This window comes from Sphingobium lactosutens, assembly GCF_013393185.1.
Classification (GTDB): Bacteria; Pseudomonadota; Alphaproteobacteria; order Sphingomonadales; family Sphingomonadaceae; genus Sphingobium; species Sphingobium lactosutens_A.
Window position 1 is genome coordinate 148,594 of the sequence record NZ_QJQX01000037.1, and the last position, 15,603, is coordinate 164,196.

18 protein-coding genes are annotated in these 15,603 nt (G+C 64.8%); 6 read left to right on the forward strand and 12 right to left on the reverse strand.

Annotated features, from left to right (window positions below; genetic code table 11):
• Window positions 1–2: 2 nt before the first annotated feature.
• A complete protein-coding gene (locus DM806_RS08310) occupies window positions 3–455 on the reverse strand; it encodes a DUF6265 family protein (protein WP_179042761.1) in 453 nt (150 codons plus the stop codon).
• Between the two features lie 99 nt (window positions 456–554).
• Between DM806_RS08310 and DM806_RS08315 the strand changes: the two genes are divergently transcribed.
• The 4 genes from DM806_RS08315 (at window position 555) to DM806_RS08330 (ending at window position 3,323) form a co-directional block, all read left to right on the forward strand.
• Window positions 555–1,544: an agmatine deiminase family protein gene (locus DM806_RS08315; RefSeq protein WP_179042762.1), complete on the forward strand. Its 990-nt coding sequence runs from the start codon at window positions 555–557 to the stop codon at window positions 1,542–1,544.
• A gap of 80 nt (window positions 1,545–1,624) precedes the next feature.
• On the forward strand, window positions 1,625–1,999 hold the full coding sequence (locus DM806_RS08320; RefSeq protein ID WP_179042763.1) for a DUF2501 domain-containing protein: 375 nt from the start codon (window positions 1,625–1,627) through the stop codon (window positions 1,997–1,999).
• A gap of 70 nt (window positions 2,000–2,069) precedes the next feature.
• Window positions 2,070–2,918 carry an N-carbamoylputrescine amidase gene (aguB, locus tag DM806_RS08325; RefSeq protein ID WP_179042764.1) on the forward strand — a complete coding sequence of 283 codons (849 nt, stop codon included), beginning with the start codon at window positions 2,070–2,072 and terminating at the stop codon, window positions 2,916–2,918.
• Window positions 2,919–2,930: 12 nt separating this feature from the next.
• Window positions 2,931–3,323 (forward strand): DUF1801 domain-containing protein, encoded by a 393-nt coding sequence (locus tag DM806_RS08330; protein ID WP_179042765.1) that lies wholly within the window; start codon window positions 2,931–2,933, stop codon window positions 3,321–3,323.
• Here DM806_RS08330 and DM806_RS08335 read toward each other — a convergent pair.
• The 8 genes from DM806_RS08335 to uvrC form a co-directional block, all read right to left on the reverse strand.
• Window positions 3,320–4,111 carry a LysR family transcriptional regulator gene (locus tag DM806_RS08335; RefSeq protein ID WP_179042766.1) on the reverse strand — a complete coding sequence of 264 codons (792 nt, stop codon included), beginning with the start codon at window positions 4,109–4,111 and terminating at the stop codon, window positions 3,320–3,322. The genes DM806_RS08330 and DM806_RS08335 overlap by 4 nt on opposite strands.
• A complete protein-coding gene (apaG, locus tag DM806_RS08340) occupies window positions 4,108–4,515 on the reverse strand; it encodes a Co2+/Mg2+ efflux protein ApaG (protein WP_179042767.1) in 408 nt (135 codons plus the stop codon). Before apaG ends, DM806_RS08335 begins: the two co-directional genes overlap by 4 nt.
• A 32-nt stretch (window positions 4,516–4,547) precedes the next feature.
• Window positions 4,548–5,756 carry a trans-sulfuration enzyme family protein gene (locus tag DM806_RS08345; RefSeq protein ID WP_179042768.1) on the reverse strand — a complete coding sequence of 403 codons (1,209 nt, stop codon included), beginning with the start codon at window positions 5,754–5,756 and terminating at the stop codon, window positions 4,548–4,550.
• A complete protein-coding gene (locus tag DM806_RS08350; RefSeq protein ID WP_179042769.1) occupies window positions 5,753–6,745 on the reverse strand; it encodes a threonine dehydratase in 993 nt (330 codons plus the stop codon). Before DM806_RS08350 ends, DM806_RS08345 begins: the two co-directional genes overlap by 4 nt.
• Before the next feature lie 75 nt (window positions 6,746–6,820).
• Complete coding sequence (locus DM806_RS08355; RefSeq protein WP_179042770.1) at window positions 6,821–7,240, reverse strand: hemerythrin domain-containing protein; 420 nt, start codon at window positions 7,238–7,240, stop codon at window positions 6,821–6,823.
• A gap of 83 nt (window positions 7,241–7,323) precedes the next feature.
• Complete coding sequence (leuB, locus tag DM806_RS08360; RefSeq protein WP_179042771.1) at window positions 7,324–8,367, reverse strand: 3-isopropylmalate dehydrogenase; 1,044 nt, start codon at window positions 8,365–8,367, stop codon at window positions 7,324–7,326.
• A 49-nt stretch (window positions 8,368–8,416) separates the two neighbouring features.
• Window positions 8,417–9,151, reverse strand: coding sequence for a DNA repair protein RecO (gene recO / locus DM806_RS08365; protein ID WP_179042772.1), 735 nt, complete (start codon window positions 9,149–9,151; stop codon window positions 8,417–8,419).
• Between the two features lie 883 nt (window positions 9,152–10,034).
• On the reverse strand, window positions 10,035–11,948 hold the full coding sequence (gene uvrC / locus DM806_RS08370) for an excinuclease ABC subunit UvrC (protein ID WP_179042773.1): 1,914 nt from the start codon (window positions 11,946–11,948) through the stop codon (window positions 10,035–10,037).
• Window positions 11,949–12,107: 159 nt separating this feature from the next.
• Between uvrC and DM806_RS08375 the strand changes: the two genes are divergently transcribed.
• On the forward strand, window positions 12,108–13,160 hold the full coding sequence (locus tag DM806_RS08375) for an NAD(P)-dependent alcohol dehydrogenase (protein WP_179042774.1): 1,053 nt from the start codon (window positions 12,108–12,110) through the stop codon (window positions 13,158–13,160).
• Window positions 13,161–13,202: 42 nt separating this feature from the next.
• Here the strand turns inward: DM806_RS08375 and DM806_RS08380 are convergent, their stop codons facing one another.
• The 3 genes from DM806_RS08380 to epsC are packed head-to-tail and all read right to left on the reverse strand — an operon-like array spanning window position 13,203 to window position 14,627.
• A complete protein-coding gene (locus DM806_RS08380; RefSeq protein ID WP_179042775.1) occupies window positions 13,203–13,532 on the reverse strand; it encodes a YnfA family protein in 330 nt (109 codons plus the stop codon).
• 43 nt (window positions 13,533–13,575) lie between these two features.
• Window positions 13,576–13,914 carry a DUF2794 domain-containing protein gene (locus tag DM806_RS08385; protein WP_179042776.1) on the reverse strand — a complete coding sequence of 113 codons (339 nt, stop codon included), beginning with the start codon at window positions 13,912–13,914 and terminating at the stop codon, window positions 13,576–13,578.
• Entirely contained in the window at window positions 13,914–14,627 is a 714-nt protein-coding gene (epsC, locus tag DM806_RS08390) for a serine O-acetyltransferase EpsC (protein ID WP_179042777.1), read from the reverse strand. The genes DM806_RS08385 and epsC overlap by 1 nt, the downstream gene beginning before the upstream one ends.
• A gap of 166 nt (window positions 14,628–14,793) precedes the next feature.
• Here epsC and DM806_RS08395 point away from each other — a divergent pair, with 166 nt between their 5' ends.
• Window positions 14,794–15,567 (forward strand): sulfite exporter TauE/SafE family protein, encoded by a 774-nt coding sequence (locus tag DM806_RS08395; protein ID WP_179042778.1) that lies wholly within the window; start codon window positions 14,794–14,796, stop codon window positions 15,565–15,567.
• Window positions 15,568–15,603 lie beyond the last annotated feature (36 nt).

Below are 15,603 nucleotides of genomic sequence, written 5' to 3' on the forward strand. Positions count from 1 at the left end.
GCCTATTTCCCCGCGGGCGCGTAGGTCCAGTTCTGCGCCGAACTGCCGTCCATCTTCGACGTTTCGGCCATCAGCAGGCGGCCTTCGCGCCAATAGCGGATGCGCTGCGGATAATCATGGCCCGCGTTGGCGAAGGTGATATCACGGACCCCTTGCTCGACCACGGGGAAGATGGTCGCTGGACCGCCTTCGGGCGCGCCATGGAAGGACAGCGATCCATCGGCGGCCCGCACGATGCGCATCACTTCCCAGGAGCGCAGGCTTTCGCCCCGTCCCGTCCGACCCACGCCGATCATCGTCCCGCCGCGCGGCAGGGTCCAGACTTCCTCGCTCCAGCGATCGCCATTTTCCTGCGTCCATTCGCCGGTCAGCCAGTCGGGCAGTTCGCCTGCCCCCGCGCCGCCGGACAGGGCCAGCAGCAGCGCAGCCGCGATGGTGGAAACTCTCTTCTTCATGGCTTGCGCCCCTGTCCAGACCCTATCGAGCGCGCTATGGAGCCCGCAACACTCCCGCACTTTACGGATCGGCCTTCCCGCCGAGCAAGGACAAAAGCCATGACTTTCCGCATGCCTGCCGAATGGGCCCCGCACGACTGGACCTGGATCGGTTTCCCGACCAACCCCGCCGAATGGCCCGGCGCGTTCGAGGAAGCCCGGCAGCAGATCGCGGCCTTCGCCAGCGCGCTCCATGCCGACGGCAAGGGCGAGGAAGTCCGGCTGGTCGTCGCCAATGAAGGCGATGCGGAGGCGGCGCGCGCGCTGCTGGCGCCCGGCGTTCAGATCGCCGTCCACAAGCTGGGCGATGTATGGCTGCGCGACACCGCGCCGATCGCGGTGCTGAACGGCTCGGGAGGCCGCGCGCTGGTCGATTTCGGCTTCAACGGCTGGGGCGGCAAATATCAGATGCCGGGCGACGAGGATATCGGCGCGCGGCTGGCCGCGACCACCGGCATGGCGACCTCCACCCAGCATTGGGTGTTCGAGGGCGGCGCGATCGATACCGATGGCGCCGGCCTGTTCGTCACGACCGAACAATGCTTGCTCAACCCCAATCGCAACCCCGATCTGGATCGCGGCAAGATCGAGACGCTGCTGGCCGGTGCGCTGGGCCTGTCGGACATGCTGTGGCTGGGCGACGGATTGCTGAACGACCATACCGACGGCCATGTCGACAATCTCGCCCGCTTCGTGGCGCCGGGCAAGCTGGCGCTGCCGATCGCGACGACGCAGGACGATCCCAACGCCGCCCTCTATACCGACGCCCGCGCCCGCGCCAAGGCGTTCGGCGTCGAGGTGGTCGACATCCCCTCCCCCGGCCTGGTGCTGGTGGATGGCGAGGCGATCCCGGCCAGCTACATGAACTTCTATGTCGGCAATGCCGCCGTCATCGTGCCGATCTATGGCCAGCCCAACGATCAGGCGGCGCTCGACGCTTTCCGCCCCTTCTTCCCCGATCGCGACATTGTCGGCCTGCGCAGCGACGCGATCCTGTCGGGCGGCGGCAGCTTCCATTGTTGCAGTCAGCAGATGCCGTCCATCGGCTGACGAACGGCGTTGCGCATCGGCGCGGATGGGATCAGGCTTCGCCCCGACCCGGCCGGAGTCGCCGGGCAGGGAGAATGCCCATGACCCGCATGCCCATCCGCGCCGCGCTGACGCTCGCCATCCTCAGCGGCGCGACCGCCTCCTCCGCTCAATTGTCTAACCTTGGTGGGCTGATGGGTGGCGCGCTGCCCAATATCGCCTCGGTCGGAGCCGGCAATGCGGCGGGCGTCCTCAGCTATTGCGTGAAGAACAAGCTGGTGAACGCCACCAGCGCCAGTTCCGTGCTGGGCAAGCTGACCGGAAAGCCCGGCGTCGCCGAATCGAGTGGCTTCAAGCTGGGGCAGAGCGGCACGATCCAGACCGACCAGAATGTGCTGTCGATCGGCGGCCTCAAGGCGAAGGCCAAGAGCAAGCTGTGCGACCTGGTGCTGAGCCACGCGACGTCGCTGCTCTGATCACAAGCCCGGTGGCATGTCCGGCGGACATTCCCTATATGGCGCGCTGTTCCCCGCCATGGAGTGAAGAATGACCCGCGTGACCGTCGCCGCCCTGCAACTCGCCTTTTCGGACGACATGGCCGACAATATCGCGCTGGTCGCCGACCATGTGCGCAAGGCCGCCATGCGCGGGGCGAAGATCATCCTTCCGCCCGAGCTGTTCGAAGGCCCCTATTTCTGCCGCGTCGAGGATGAAGCGCTGTTCGCCACCGCCCAGCCGACCGACGAGCATCCGGCGGTGCAGGAAATGCGCAAGCTGGCGAAGGAACTGGGCGTCTATATTCCGACCAGCTATTTCGAGCGCGACGGCCATCATTATTACAACTCGCTCGCCATGATCGACGATGAGGGTGAGATCATGGGCGTCTATCGCAAAAGCCATATTCCCGATGGTCCCGGCTATGAGGAAAAATATTATTTCCGCCCCGGCAATAGCGGCTTCAAGGTGTGGAAGACTAAGTACGGCACGGTCGGCGTCGGGATATGCTGGGACCAATGGTATCCCGAAACCGCGCGCTGCATGGCGCTGATGGGCGCGGAGATGCTTTTCTATCCGACCGCGATCGGTTCCGAACCCTATGACGCGGAACTCGACACCAGCCGCATGTGGCGTCGTGCGATGATCGGCCATGCCGTCAGCAACTGCATGCCGGTGATCGCCGCCAATCGCATCGGGGATGAGGATGGCCAAAGATTCTACGGCCACAGCTTCATCAGCGACGAATGGGGCGACTATCTGGCCGAGGCCGACGCGAAGGATAATGGCGCGCTGGTCGCGACGCTGGATCTTGGCAAAGCGAAGATCCACCGCGCCGGCATGGGCTTCTTCCGCGATCGCCGGCCGGAACTCTATGGACGGATCGCGCAGGACATCTGAACGGAGCATCGCATGGCGGATCAGGAAGCGAGCAACCCATCGGCCCTTATCGATGCGCGGATCGCCGAATTGGGCGACTGGCGCGGCGAAGCCCTGGCCAAGGTCCGCGGTCTGATCCACCAGACCATCCCAGATGTAGTCGAGACATGGAAATGGCGCGGCGTGCCGGTGTGGGAGAAGGACGGCATTCTCTGCACCGGCGAAAGCTACAAGAGCGCGATCAAGCTGACCTTCGCCAAGGGCGCGACGCTGGATGATCCGGCCCGCCTGTTCAATGCCAGCCTGGACGGCAATGTCCGCCGCGCGATCGATATCCACGAAGGCGATGCGATCGACGATGCGGCGTTCATGGCGCTGATACAGGCTGCGGCGGAATTGAATGCCGCCAAGCCGCGCAGGCGTTAGGCCGTCAGCGCCTCGACCAGTGCCTTGACCTTTTTTTGCCGCCATTGGGGCAGCGGCGCGATCAGCCAGTAGGCGAGCAGGGTCGGCGTCGTGTCGCCCACCTGCCGCACCCGGCCTGCCGCCAGATCGGCCTGCGCCAGCAGCAGCGGAACGCGCGCGCGACCGAAGCCATTCGCCGCCGCCTCGATCGCCAAGCCGCCGTCGGCGACGCGGATGGTCGCAGGTTTGTCTCCGGCCGGGCAGCCGGGCCAGTCGATGCGATGGTCGGGACCGCCCGCCGCCGCCTCGACCGTCACATAGGCGGCCTCGCCGATCTTGATGCCTTCATGCTCGCCCGCGCTGTCGGTGAGGCGCAGGGCGATGTCCAGATTGGCCTCGGTAAAGTCCAGCGCTTCGTCTGCGGCGATCAGCTGGAAGGTCAGGTCGGGCTGCCCCGTCGCATAGGTCGCAAGGCGCGGCTGGAGCCATTTGGCGCTGATGTCGCGCGGCGCGGCGATGGTCAGCGCATGGCTGGACTGGCCCGCCTGCATCGCGCGAACCGCTTCCTCGAACTCCAGGAAACCGGCGCGCAGGGCATCGAGGCCGGCTTCGGTTTCGGGCGTCAGTTCCAGCCCCTTGGGCGTCCGGCGGAACAGGACCACGCCCAGCATATCCTCCAGCGCGCGGATCTGCTGGCCAACGGCCGCCGGCGTCACCGCCAGTTCGTCCGCCGCGCGGGTGAAGGACAGGTGCCGCGCCGCCGCATCCAGCACGCGCAGGCCGTTCAGCGGCAAATGGGTGCGCTTCATTCGGCCACCGCCGGGGCGATGAGGGCAAAATGGGGAATGGCCACGTCGAACGTCTCGCCGCCGATACCGATCATGCGATAGCTGCCCTGCATCGAGCCGGTCGGCGTGTTGAGTGGGCAACCCGAAACATAGTCATAGCTTTTTCCCGGCTGCACCACCGGCTGCTCGCCCACGACACCGTCGCCATCGACCCGATGCTGCGACCCGCGCCCATCGGTGATGACCCAGTGCCGGGTGAGCAGTTGCACCGGCTGGTCGCCCATATTCTCGATCCGGATATGATAAGCCCAGAACCAGCGACCCCGATCCGGCTCCGACTGTTCGGGCAGATAGGTGACAGCCACATGGACGCCGATATCGCGCGTCGTCGCGTGGAAGGGGAAGAGCGCAAAAGTGGTCGTCATGGTTCAGAAATGCGCCTTAACCCCCATGTCCGTCAACGGCCTATCGCGCGCAGAGCCTGGTCGAAATCGGCGATGACATCGTCCGCATCCTCCAGCCCGACATTGAGGCGCAGCATGTCTTCCGTAATGCCGACTTCCAGCCGCGCTTCTTCCGCCATGCCGAAATGGGTGGTGGACGCCGGATGGGTCATGAGCGAGCGCGAATCGCCGATATTATTGCTGATATCGACCAGCTCCAGCGCGTTGAGCAGGCCATGCGCCTCCGCCCGGCCGCCACCGACATAGAGGGAGAAGATCGGCCCGGCTGCTTCCATCTGCTTCATGGCGAGCGCATGCTGCGGATGGCTTTCGAGGCCCGGATAGAGAATCTTGGGCAGGCGGGTTTCAAGGAAGCGCGCGACCTTCAGCGCATTATCGCTCTGGCGGCGGATGCGCAGGTCCAGCGTCTCCAGCCCCTTGAGCACCACCCAGGCATTGAAGGCGCTGAGCGTCGGGCCGGTGTTGCGGTGGAAGGGCAGCAGGACATTGTCGATCCAGTCGCGCGTGCCGCAGACGGCGCCAGCGAGCACGCGGCCCTGCCCGTCCATCATCTTGGTCGCGCTATAGGCGACAACGTCCGCGCCGAACTCCATCGGCCGCTGGAGCGCGGGCGAGGCGAAGGCATTGTCGACCACGGTGGTGATGCCATGCGTCTTGGCGACGGCGCAAACGGCCGCGATATCCACCACGTCCATGGTCGGGTTGGCCGGCGTTTCGAAGAAGAAGACCTTGGTATTGGGCTTCACCGCCGCTTCCCAGGCCGCGACATCGGCGCCGTCGATCGTGGTGGTCTGAATGCCGAACTTGGGCAGCAGTGTGTCCACCAGCCAGCGGCAGGAGCCGAAGGCCGCCTTCGCCGCGACGACATGGTCGCCCGCCGACAACTGGCAGAGCAGAGCCGCCGTCATCGCCGCCATGCCGGTGGCGGTGGCGCGGCACGCCTCCGCCCCTTCCAGCAGGGCGATGCGCTGTTCCAGCATCTCGACGGTCGGGTTCTGGAGGCGGCTGTAGGTCATGCCGACCTGATCGCCGGCGAAGCGCGCGGCGGCGTCCTCGGCCCGGTCGTAGCAATAGCCGCTGGTCAGGAAGAGCGCCTCCGACGTCTCGCCATATTCGCTGCGGGCCGTGCCGCCGCGAACGGCCAGCGTCGCCGGCTTCCAGTTCCTGGTGATTTCAGGGTTCTGCCCGCTCTTCCGCTTCATATCGCCTTCCGCAATTCTACCCGCGGGGTAGCCCCGCTCAATATCTCGGCCATCTGGCTCCTGTCGCCATTACCGCCCGAGAGAATAACCGCAACCTTCTTGCCGCGCATCGCCTCTTTTTCCTGCATCAGCGCTGCCAGCGCGACAGCACCCGCGCCTTCGGCCAGATTGTGCGTATCCTCCCAATAGATGCGGATCGCTTCGGCCACTTCACCGTCGGTTACGGCGACGAACCGGTCGGCACGCGACCCGAAATAATCGAGCGCCGCCTGAACAGGGGTGCAGACCGCGACGCCATCGGCAAAGGTATAGGCAGTGGGGCTGGAGATGAGGCGTCCGGCCTCGAAACTGCGCTTGGCGGCGTCGACATGGGCGGAGACGACGCCGACGACCTTCGTTTTCAGGCCCAGCGCATCACGCGCCGCGATCGTGCCGCAGAGGCCCGATCCGCAGCCGACCGGGACATAGACGGTGTCGAGGTCCGGCACCGCGTCGAACAGTTCCAGGCCATAGCTCGCCACGCCGCGCACCAGTTCACCATGATAGGCCGGGACCATGAACAGCCCCTGCTCCTGCGACAGCCGCAGCGCTTCCGCCTTGGCGCTGTCGAAGTCATGGCCATGTTCGATCAGGTTGGCGCCGAAGGCGCGCATCGCGCGGTTCTTTTCCAGCGCATTGCCATGGGGAACGACGATGGTGACGGACAGGCCCCCCGCCTTAGCCGCACGCACCTGCGCCTGACCGTGATTGCCGCGGGTGGCGGTGATGATGCCCTTCACCTGCGGATGGGTCGCCCGCAACCAGTCGATATAGGTAATCGCGCCGCGCACCTTGAAGGCGCCGGTCGGCGTATGATTCTCATGCTTGACCCAGAGGTCGCAGCCGCTCCGCTGGCCGAGCAGCGGCCAGGCATATTGCGGCGTCGGCGGCACCTGCGCATGGACCATGGCGGCGGCGGAACGGAGCGAGGCGAGCGAAAGATCGGTCATCCTGCGCCTTTATCGATCGGGCGCAGGATAGGACAGGACCGATGCGCAGGGATTGGCCCCGTCCTGCCCTGAACCTCAGGCCGCCCGGAGTGTCGGGCCTTCCAGCAGCGGATGGAGATGCTGTTCTTCCCAAGCCATCCGGTCATGGAAACCGTTCTGCAATGCCCGCACCGCGTTGCGATAGCCGGCGAGGTCGGCATTGATCTGCGCCGGAGCCCAGTCCTTCACATGGTCACTGTAACGCAGGAACAGGGCAACCATCGCCCGGCCATGCTCCCGCACCACGCCTGTCGCCTGCGGCGTCGGAGAGCGACGGCCGAGGTCGCGCACCATCGCATCCTCACGCCCCATATGTTCCCGAAACGCCTGCGAAAAGGCGATCCGGCGGCGTGCCAGATCCGGCATATCCCTTATGCTGGCGACGGCCAGCAATTGCGCAAATTCCCGCATCAACAGGCGCAGACCATCATGATCCTGCCTCAACACCATCACCATAGTTGCGACCCCATTTTTCGATTAGATCGGCATGGGGCCGCAAAACTTAAATCTTTCCGTCGCTTATGCGACGAACCGAGACATCAGAGGACGGCGAGGACCGCGTCGCCCATTTCCACCGTGTTCATCGTGCCACCAAGGTCCGGTGAGCGCGCGCCGCCCGCCAGCGCCTTCGCCACGGCAGCCTCGATGCGGTCGGCCTGTTCGGGCAGGTTCAGCGAGTAGCGCAGCATCATCGCCGCCGACAGGATCGTCGCCAGCGGGTTGGCCTTGCCCTGCCCGGCGATATCGGGCGCGGAACCATGGATCGGCTCATACAATCCCTGCCCGCTGCCGTTCAGCGTCGCCGACGCCAGCATGCCGATCGACCCTACACACATGCTCGCCTGATCCGACAGGATATCGCCGAACAGGTTGCCGGTGACGATGACGTCGAACTGGCCGGGGTTGCGGACGAGCTGCATCGCGGCATTGTCCACATACATGTGGGTCAGGGCGACGTCGGGATAGTCGGCCGACACCTCGATCACCACGTCACGCCAGAGCTGGCTGGTTTCCAGCACATTGGCCTTGTCCACTGAACAGAGCTTGCCGCGACGGGCGCGGGCGGCCTGGAAACCGGCATGGGCGATGCGCCGCACTTCGGCTTCGTTGTAGGACATGATGTCATAGCCTTCGCGCAGGCCGTCGGCGGTGGTGCGGAAGCCCTTTTCGCCGAAATAGACGTCGCCATTGGTTTCGCGGACGATCAGCAGGTCGATGGAACCGGCGACTTCGGGCTTCAGGGCCGATTCATGGGCCAGTTCGGGGAAGACCTTGGCCGGGCGCAGGTTGGAGAAGAGGCCCAGTTCCTTGCGCAGGCCCAGGATCGCCTGTTCGGGGCGCAGGTGGCGTTCGAGCGAGTCGCAGTCGGGATCGCCGACCGCGCCGAACAGGATGGCGTCGGCGCGCTTCGCAATGTCGAGCGTTTCGGGCGGCAGCGGATGGCCGACCGCCTTGTAGGCCGCGCCACCGACGAGGCCGTCTTCATAGGTCAGGCCGTCGATCGCCAGTGCATCGAGCACACGCTTCGCCTGAGCGACGATCTCGGGGCCGATACCATCTCCGGGAAACAGGGCGATCAACATGGCGAGACTCCTTATATTAGGTGGCTGCCCCTTATGGAGACAGGAGGTTTCACGCAACCGCCCTTTTGAGCCGCTCGACCAGTCTTTCCCGCGCCGCCAGCACATCAGCGCGCCGGTCGGTCAGGACCGAGCGTTCGAGGAAGAAGCCGGTGAGGCGCAGGCCGTCCATTATTTGCGTCCAGTCGCCCGTTCCGCCTTCCAGCAGGAAGGGCGGCAGGGGCAGCAGGCGGTTTTCATAGCCGACCGCCGCCGCCCGGCTGACCGCCGCGGCGCTGCGCGGGCTGACATAGGCGAGGTCGTCGGCCTGCCCCAGCGCGGCGCAGCGGGTGAGGTCGAGGCCGAAGCCCAGTTCGGCGAGCAGCAGCAGTTCGTAGCGGACCAGCGCGACCGCCCAGCCCCGCGCGGCCGGCGCCGCTTCCACGGCGTCGAGCAATCCCTCCAACGCCTGATGCAGCGCCGGATAGGGCGTCGCTTCGGGCAGGGTCGCGGCGGTGAGCGCGCAGCTCCAGTCGATCGCGGCGGCGGGCAAAGGCTCGGCATGGAGGGGCGCGCGGCTGTGGGCGAGTTCGACGGTGAGGCCTGCCAGCTGGTCCTCGGTCCGGGCGCGAAACTCCGCCTTCACCACATTGCCCGGCAGCAGCACCGGCCGCAGCGCGCGCGATCGCCCGCCCCGGACATAGCCCGGCATCAGGCCATGATCGGGCGTCAGCAACCGCGCGATCGCGCCATGTTCGCCATGCGGGCGAAGGGCGCAGACGATGGCGGAGGTGGTGAAGCCGGGCATAGTTCCTCTTCTAGGGGCAGGCGCGGCTGGCTCCAAGTCCGGCGCCGGGTCACGGCTGGATCACAGCGCCGAAGTTCACACCGTTGCAGACCGCCGGAACCTAGCGATTTCAGGCGGTTTGCGCCAGGAAAGTGACTGCAACGCGCCGCGCACGCGACGGGGACGCGCCATGTGGATCATGGCGACGCCCCGCCGACGCACCGGTCAGGTCACGGATGCGCTCCATCCGGGTCACGGTCGGGTCACTATTCTGGCGGCGGGGTCGGCAGGACGGGCGTGTGGGACGGAACGGCTCATTTGACAGGGTAGATCAGAGAAAATCCTACATTGATAGCAAGATGTTACGCGGCGGGCAGAAAGGCAGCGGGATGCCGGGTCAAGCCTGGCATGACGAAGAAGGGGAATGGCGGGAGGCGACCATTTTTTGTCACTCCGTTAAATCATCCGCGCCTCTGGAACCGGATGCTCATTCGTATGGCAAGTGGAGGGCTGAATGAAAAAATCGGGTGGTTAGTTGCCCTTTGAAGCCGTTCGACGTTGCCGGAACCAAGAAACGGACAGGAAGATCGCAGCGAGTGAGCCAGTCACGAACGAACCGTAATAGAATGCTCTCCAATTAACGGCTAATCCCGTGAAAGCGGCTGCGCAATGTGCTCCACAGGAGGCATATAGGATGCGTTCGGCTATCTTCATTCCAACAGAATGACTGTGATATTCAACTTCTGCAATGGGGCGATTGAGGCCGACTGATTTTTACCACGAGACGTCAGCTATAGCCGGTCATCTCTCCAAAAGCAGACAGCCTCCTAACCACCCTTCTTCGTCATTCCCGCGCAGCCGGATCGACGGCACAAAAGAAGGCAGTCCTCCGACGACCGCCCCCTCACCCGTGGAAATAGTCGTAGACCTGCTGCGCCACGGCCTTCGACACGCCGGGCGCGCGTTGGAGGTCTTCGAGCGCGGCGTCGCGGACGGCGCGGGCGGTGCCGAAGTGCATCAGCAGCGCCTTCTTGCGGGCGGGGCCGATGCCGGGGACTTCGTCCAGCGAACTGACGGTGATCGCCTTGCTGCGCTTGGCGCGATGGGCGCCGATGGCGAAGCGATGCGCTTCGTCGCGCAGGCGCTGGAGGTAGAAAAGCACCGGATGGTTGAGCGGGAAGGTGATTTCGCGGCCGTCCATCAGGTGGAACACCTCCCGCCCCTCGCGGCCATGATGCGGCCCCTTGGCGACGCCGATCATGCAGACATCCTCTATCCCCATTTCCTCCAGCATGGTGCGGGCGGCCGATAGCTGCCCCTTGTCGCCGTCGATCAGGACGAGGTCGGGCCATTCGCCGCTGTCGCGATCGGGGTCTTCCTTCTGGGCGCGCCCGAATCGGCGTTCGAACATCTCGCGCATCATCGCGAAATCGTCGTTCGAGATTTCGGGGTTCTTCATGTTGAACTTGCGATAGGCGTTCTTGCGGAAGCCTTCCGGTCCCGCGACCACCATCGCACCCAAGGCGTGCGCGCCCTGGATATGGCTGTTGTCGTAGATCTCTATCCGGTCGGGGACGCCCTCCAGCCCGAAGGCCTCGACCATGTCGTCGAGGATGCGACCCTGGCTGGTCGTTTCGGCCAGCCGCCGGTCGAGCGCTTCCACTGCGTTGCGCTGCGCCTGTTTGATGAGGCGGGTGCGGTCGCCGCGCTGGGGCACCTCGATCCGCACCTTGCTGCCGATTCGTTCCGACAGGGCCAATGCCATGAGTTCGCATTCGGCCGGTTCACGATCGGTGAGGATCAGCTTGGGCGGCGGCACTTCCTCGTAAAATTGCGCCATGAAGCTTTCGAGCACCTCCTCCGTCGCGACGTCGGCGGTGTGGACCGGGAAGAAGCTGCGATGGCCCCAATTCTGGCCGCCGCGGATGAAGAAGGCCTGGATGCACATCGCTCCGCCCTTTTCCGCCAGCGCGAAGATGTCGGCATCGCCCAACCCCTCGGCATTGATCGCCTGCGACCCCTGGATGAAGGTCAGCGCCTTCAACCGGTCGCGCAGCACGGCGGCCTGCTCGAAGTCGAGCGATTCCGCCGCCGCCTCCATGGCCGCGCCCAGTTTCTTCTGCACGGCGGTCGATTTGCCGCCGAGAAAATCCTGCGCGTCCTTGACCAGTTCGGCATAGCCACCCTCATCGATGCGATCGACGCAGGGGGCCGAGCAGCGCTTGATCTGATAGAGCAGGCAGGGACGCGAGCGGTTGGAGAAGAAGCTGTCGGTGCAGCTGCGCAGCAGGAACAGCTTCTGCAGCGCGTTGATGGTGCGCGTCACCGATCCGGCGCTGGCGAAGGGACCGTAATAGCGCCCCTTATATTTGCGCGCGCCGCGATGCTTCTGGACGCGGGGGAAGGCATGATCGTCGCGCAGCAGGATGAAGGGAAAGCTTTTGTCGTCGCGGAGCAGGACATTGTAGGGCGGGCGGTAGCGCTTGATGAGTTGCGCCTCCAGCAGCAGCGCTTCCGCCTCGCTGTTGGTGGTGACGATCGTCATGCTGCGGGTCTGGGCGACCATGCGCTGGAGCCGTTTGGGCAGGCGGTCGACCTGGGTGTAATTGGCGACGCGGTTCCGGAGCGCGCGCGCCTTGCCGACATAGAGAACATCGCCGCGCGCATCGTGCATGCGATAGACGCCGGGGCGGGTCGGCAGGGTCTTCAGCGTCGTGCGGATCGCCTCCACGCCCGTATCGATATCGGGCTGGCTGCCGGTGACGGTGTAGGTCGCCTTGTCTTCGTTGAAACGGTCGGGGGATTGCGGGCCGGACATGGGGGCAGAGATAGCGCCCCCCGCTCCTTTCGCAATGGCCGGGCTTGATCGCGGCGATATCCGGTTTATCTATACCGGACCGTACAGAAAGATACGGCCTCTCCCTATCCTTGTTCGCCAGCCCCCTGGCGACCCCATCAGCATCAAAGGGACCACCCAATGAGCGTAAGAGCCTATGGCGCGCATGCCGCCGACAAACCGCTGGAATCCATCGATATCGAACGACGCGCGGTCGGCGCGCACGATGTGCAGATCGCCATCGCCTATTGCGGCGTGTGTCATTCGGACCTCCATCAGGTCCGCTCCGAATGGGACGGCACCCGATATCCCTGCGTCCCCGGCCATGAGATTGTCGGCCATGTCACGGCGGTCGGCGGCGACGTGACTAAGTTCAAGGTCGGTGACACGGTCGGCGTCGGCTGTCTGGTCGACAGCTGCCAGCATTGTTCGGCCTGCGACGAGGGGCTGGAGCAATTTTGCGAAAATGGCTTTACCGGCACCTATAATGGCCGGACGGCCGACGCCCCCGGCCATACGCTGGGCGGCTATTCGCAGAGCATCGTCGTCAAGGACGATTTCGTGCTGAAGATCAGCCATGCGCCTGAGCAGCTTGCCGCCGTGGCGCCGCTGCTCTGCGCCGGCATCACCACCTGGTCGCCGCTGCGTCACTGGAAGGCCGGGCCGGGGCAGAAGGTCGGCATCGTCGGCATCGGCGGGCTTGGCCATATGGGCATCAAGCTGGCCCATGCCCTGGGCGCACATGTCGTCGCCTTCACCACGTCCGATGCCAAGCGTCAGGACGCGCTCGACCTGGGTGCGGACGAAGTGGTGGTGTCGCGCAACGCCGAGGAAATGGCTGCGCATGCGAACAGCTTCGACTTCATCCTGAACACGGTCGCGGCCAGCCACGACCTTGACGCCTTCACGACGCTGCTGAAGCGGGACGGGACGCTGACGCTGGTGGGCGTGCCGGAACATGCGCACCCCTCGCCCAATGTCGCAGCGCTGATCTTCAAGCGCCGGGCGATCGCCGGATCGCTGATCGGCGGCATTGCCGAGACGCAGGAAATGCTCGATTTCTGTGCCGACAAGGGCATCACTGCCGAGATCGAGATGATCGCGATCCAGGAGATCGACGCCGCCTATGAGCGGATGCTGAAGAGCGACGTGAAATATCGCTTCGTGATCGACAACGCCACGCTGGCGGCGTGAATGCAGGAAAACGGGCGGCTCCTGAACGGGGCGCCCGTTTTCCTACCCGTTGCGGTGCGGGCCGAAGAAGATCACCGCTGCGCCGACGAGCGAGAGGGTCACGCCGGCCATGTCCCAGCGATCGGGCCGGACCCCCTCGACCAGCCAGAGCCACATCAGCGCGGACAGGATGTAGATGCCGCCATAGGCCGCATAGGCGCGGCCCGCCTGCGACGTGTCCACCAACGTCAGCAGCCAGGCGAACAGGATCAGCGACGCGCAGCCGGGCAGCAGCCACAGCGCGGATTGCCCCGACCGCAGCCAGGCCCAGAAAGCGAAGCATCCGGCGATTTCCGCAACGGCAGCGCAGAGATAGATGAGAGCGGACAACATGGTCCGGCTGTATCAAGCCGATATGACCCTGTCCAAGGCGGGGTCAGTCCTCCACGAGGCGCAGCAGCTTGCGCTCGACCGGGGCCAGCACATTCTGCAGATCCTGCCCGCGCTTGAGGATATGGCCGCCTTCCCCCACCAGCGCCCACATGCCCTGCCGATGGCGCAGCGCGGGGCGTTTTTCGATGCGATATTCGGGCCGCTCGGCGGAGCGGCGGAAGGCGCTGAAGATCGCGGCATCCCGCCCCATGTCCATGGCATAGTCGCGCCAGTGGCCAGCCGACACCATCCGGCCGTAGAGATCCATGATCCGCTGCAATTCCAGTCGGTCGAAGCCCACCTGTCCGGGCGAAACCGCAGGGAACGGCGTTATATTGGTCATCAGGCCCGGCCGCGCTCCTTGAACAGCGCAGCTTGATCGACGAGGTCAGGCTTGCCCTGCTCCGCCATCAGTTCGGCAAGACGCTTCTGCAATTGCTCGACCTCGCACTGAAGCATTTCCAGCTTCTGCTTTTCCGGATCGAAACAATCCGTGCAGGGCGTCCCATAAGGCACGAATTCGCGCTGATAGGCGGTGACGTCCACCAGCATCTGCCGCGCCGGGATGCCCACCATCGTCGCCCCTTCGGGCACGTCCTTGGTCACGACCGCATTGGCGCCGACCCGCGCCCGCGCACCGACCTGGACCGGTCCCAGAACCTGCGCGCCGGACCCGACGATCACGCCGTCGCCGAGAGTCGGGTGCCGCTTGCCGGCGATGCCGTTGGCCGGATCGGTCCCGCCCAGCGTCACATTCTGGTAGAGGGTGACGTCATCGCCGATCTCGGCGGTTTCCCCGATCACGGTGAAGCCATGGTCGATGAAGAAACGCCTGCCGATCGTCGCGCCGGGATGGATGTCATTACCGGTCAGAAAGCGCGACAAATGATTCACCGCCCGCGCGAGAAAGAACAGGCGGGCGCCATACAGGCGATGCGCCACACGGTGGAAAGCCAGCGACCAGACGCCGGGATAGAGCAGGATTTCGGCGCGGGATCGGGGCGCGGGGTCGCGTGCCTTCACCGAATCGAGATAAGCAACAAGATTGCCCAGCATGCCCGCGTCCCTGAATATTCTTTCCTGACGCAGTCCTACATAATGCCATGGCTGGATTTTTTCCAGACCGGCAGGAATATCCGCTTTTCCGCCAGAAAGGGAATCTTGCTTTGCAATCCGACATATGCCTATCACTGAGGTAGACAATCAAACCAAAGGACAACGGATGATTGACGCCTTCATCGCCAATTTCGGCGACATTCTGCCCTTCATCCTGATCGGTTTCGGCGCCCAGATGATCGACGGTGCGCTCGGGATGGCCTATGGCGTCATTTCCAGTACCCTGTTGCTCGCCCTGGGGGTGCCGCCAAGCCGCGCTTCGGCCAGCGTCCATGCGGCCGAAACCTTCACCACCGGCGTATCGGCCATCAGCCATATTCTCCATCGCAATGTCGATTGGACATTGTTCGCCAGGCTCATCATTCCGGGCGTGATCGGCGGCGTGGCCGGCGCCTATCTTCTGTCGAACATCGACGGCGCGGTCGTGAAGCCCTTCGTCCAGGCCTATCTCGCCGCGATCGGCGTCTATCTCATCTGGCGCGGCTTCCATCTGCCGCCCAAGCCGCGCGACCCGAAATGGGTGACGCCGCTGGGCCTGTTCGGCGGCTTCATGGATGCCAGCGGCGGCGGCGGCTGGGGACCGATCGTCACGTCGAACCTGCTGTTGCAGGGGGCCAGCCCGCGCCACACGATCGGCACGGTCAACACGGTCGAGTTCATTCTCACCCTGTCGATCAGCCTGACCTTCCTCATCCATCTGGGTTGGGAGACGTTCACCACCTACACGGTCGGACTGCTGATCGGCGGCGTCGTGGCCGCGCCGTTCGGCGCCATGCTGGCCCGCCATGTCGCGCCCCGCCTGCTCTTCTCGGCCGTGGGCGTCATCCTGACCCTGACGTCGATGTTCGGCGTGGCCAAATGGCTTGGATATATTGGCTGAACCGCTTATATTCGGCTTTCTGATCGAGGAAGCCGA

Bases quoted from the DNA above. Each gene is read 5' to 3' on its own strand.
- DM806_RS08395 (WP_179042778.1), top strand. From the start codon at position 14,794: ATGATTGACGCCTTCATCGCCAATTTCGGCGACATTCTGCCCTTCATC.
- uvrC (WP_179042773.1), bottom strand. From the start codon at position 11,948: ATGTCCGGCCCGCAATCCCCCGACCGTTTCAACGAAGACAAGGCGACC.
- DM806_RS08330 (WP_179042765.1), top strand. From the start codon at position 2,931: ATGGCGGATCAGGAAGCGAGCAACCCATCGGCCCTTATCGATGCGCGG.
- apaG (WP_179042767.1), bottom strand. From the start codon at position 4,515: ATGACGACCACTTTTGCGCTCTTCCCCTTCCACGCGACGACGCGCGAT.
- DM806_RS08375 (WP_179042774.1), top strand. From the start codon at position 12,108: ATGAGCGTAAGAGCCTATGGCGCGCATGCCGCCGACAAACCGCTGGAA.
- recO (WP_179042772.1), bottom strand. From the start codon at position 9,151: ATGCCCGGCTTCACCACCTCCGCCATCGTCTGCGCCCTTCGCCCGCAT.
- DM806_RS08310 (WP_179042761.1), bottom strand. From the start codon at position 455: ATGAAGAAGAGAGTTTCCACCATCGCGGCTGCGCTGCTGCTGGCCCTG.
- DM806_RS08355 (WP_179042770.1), bottom strand. From the start codon at position 7,240: ATGGTGATGGTGTTGAGGCAGGATCATGATGGTCTGCGCCTGTTGATG.
- DM806_RS08385 (WP_179042776.1), bottom strand. From the start codon at position 13,914: ATGACCAATATAACGCCGTTCCCTGCGGTTTCGCCCGGACAGGTGGGC.
- DM806_RS08345 (WP_179042768.1), bottom strand. From the start codon at position 5,756: ATGAAGCGGAAGAGCGGGCAGAACCCTGAAATCACCAGGAACTGGAAG.
- leuB (WP_179042771.1), bottom strand. From the start codon at position 8,367: ATGTTGATCGCCCTGTTTCCCGGAGATGGTATCGGCCCCGAGATCGTC.
- DM806_RS08315 (WP_179042762.1), top strand. From the start codon at position 555: ATGACTTTCCGCATGCCTGCCGAATGGGCCCCGCACGACTGGACCTGG.
- DM806_RS08350 (WP_179042769.1), bottom strand. From the start codon at position 6,745: ATGACCGATCTTTCGCTCGCCTCGCTCCGTTCCGCCGCCGCCATGGTC.
- DM806_RS08335 (WP_179042766.1), bottom strand. From the start codon at position 4,111: ATGAAGCGCACCCATTTGCCGCTGAACGGCCTGCGCGTGCTGGATGCG.
- aguB (WP_179042764.1), top strand. From the start codon at position 2,070: ATGACCCGCGTGACCGTCGCCGCCCTGCAACTCGCCTTTTCGGACGAC.
- DM806_RS08380 (WP_179042775.1), bottom strand. From the start codon at position 13,532: ATGTTGTCCGCTCTCATCTATCTCTGCGCTGCCGTTGCGGAAATCGCC.
- DM806_RS08320 (WP_179042763.1), top strand. From the start codon at position 1,625: ATGACCCGCATGCCCATCCGCGCCGCGCTGACGCTCGCCATCCTCAGC.
- epsC (WP_179042777.1), bottom strand. From the start codon at position 14,627: ATGCTGGGCAATCTTGTTGCTTATCTCGATTCGGTGAAGGCACGCGAC.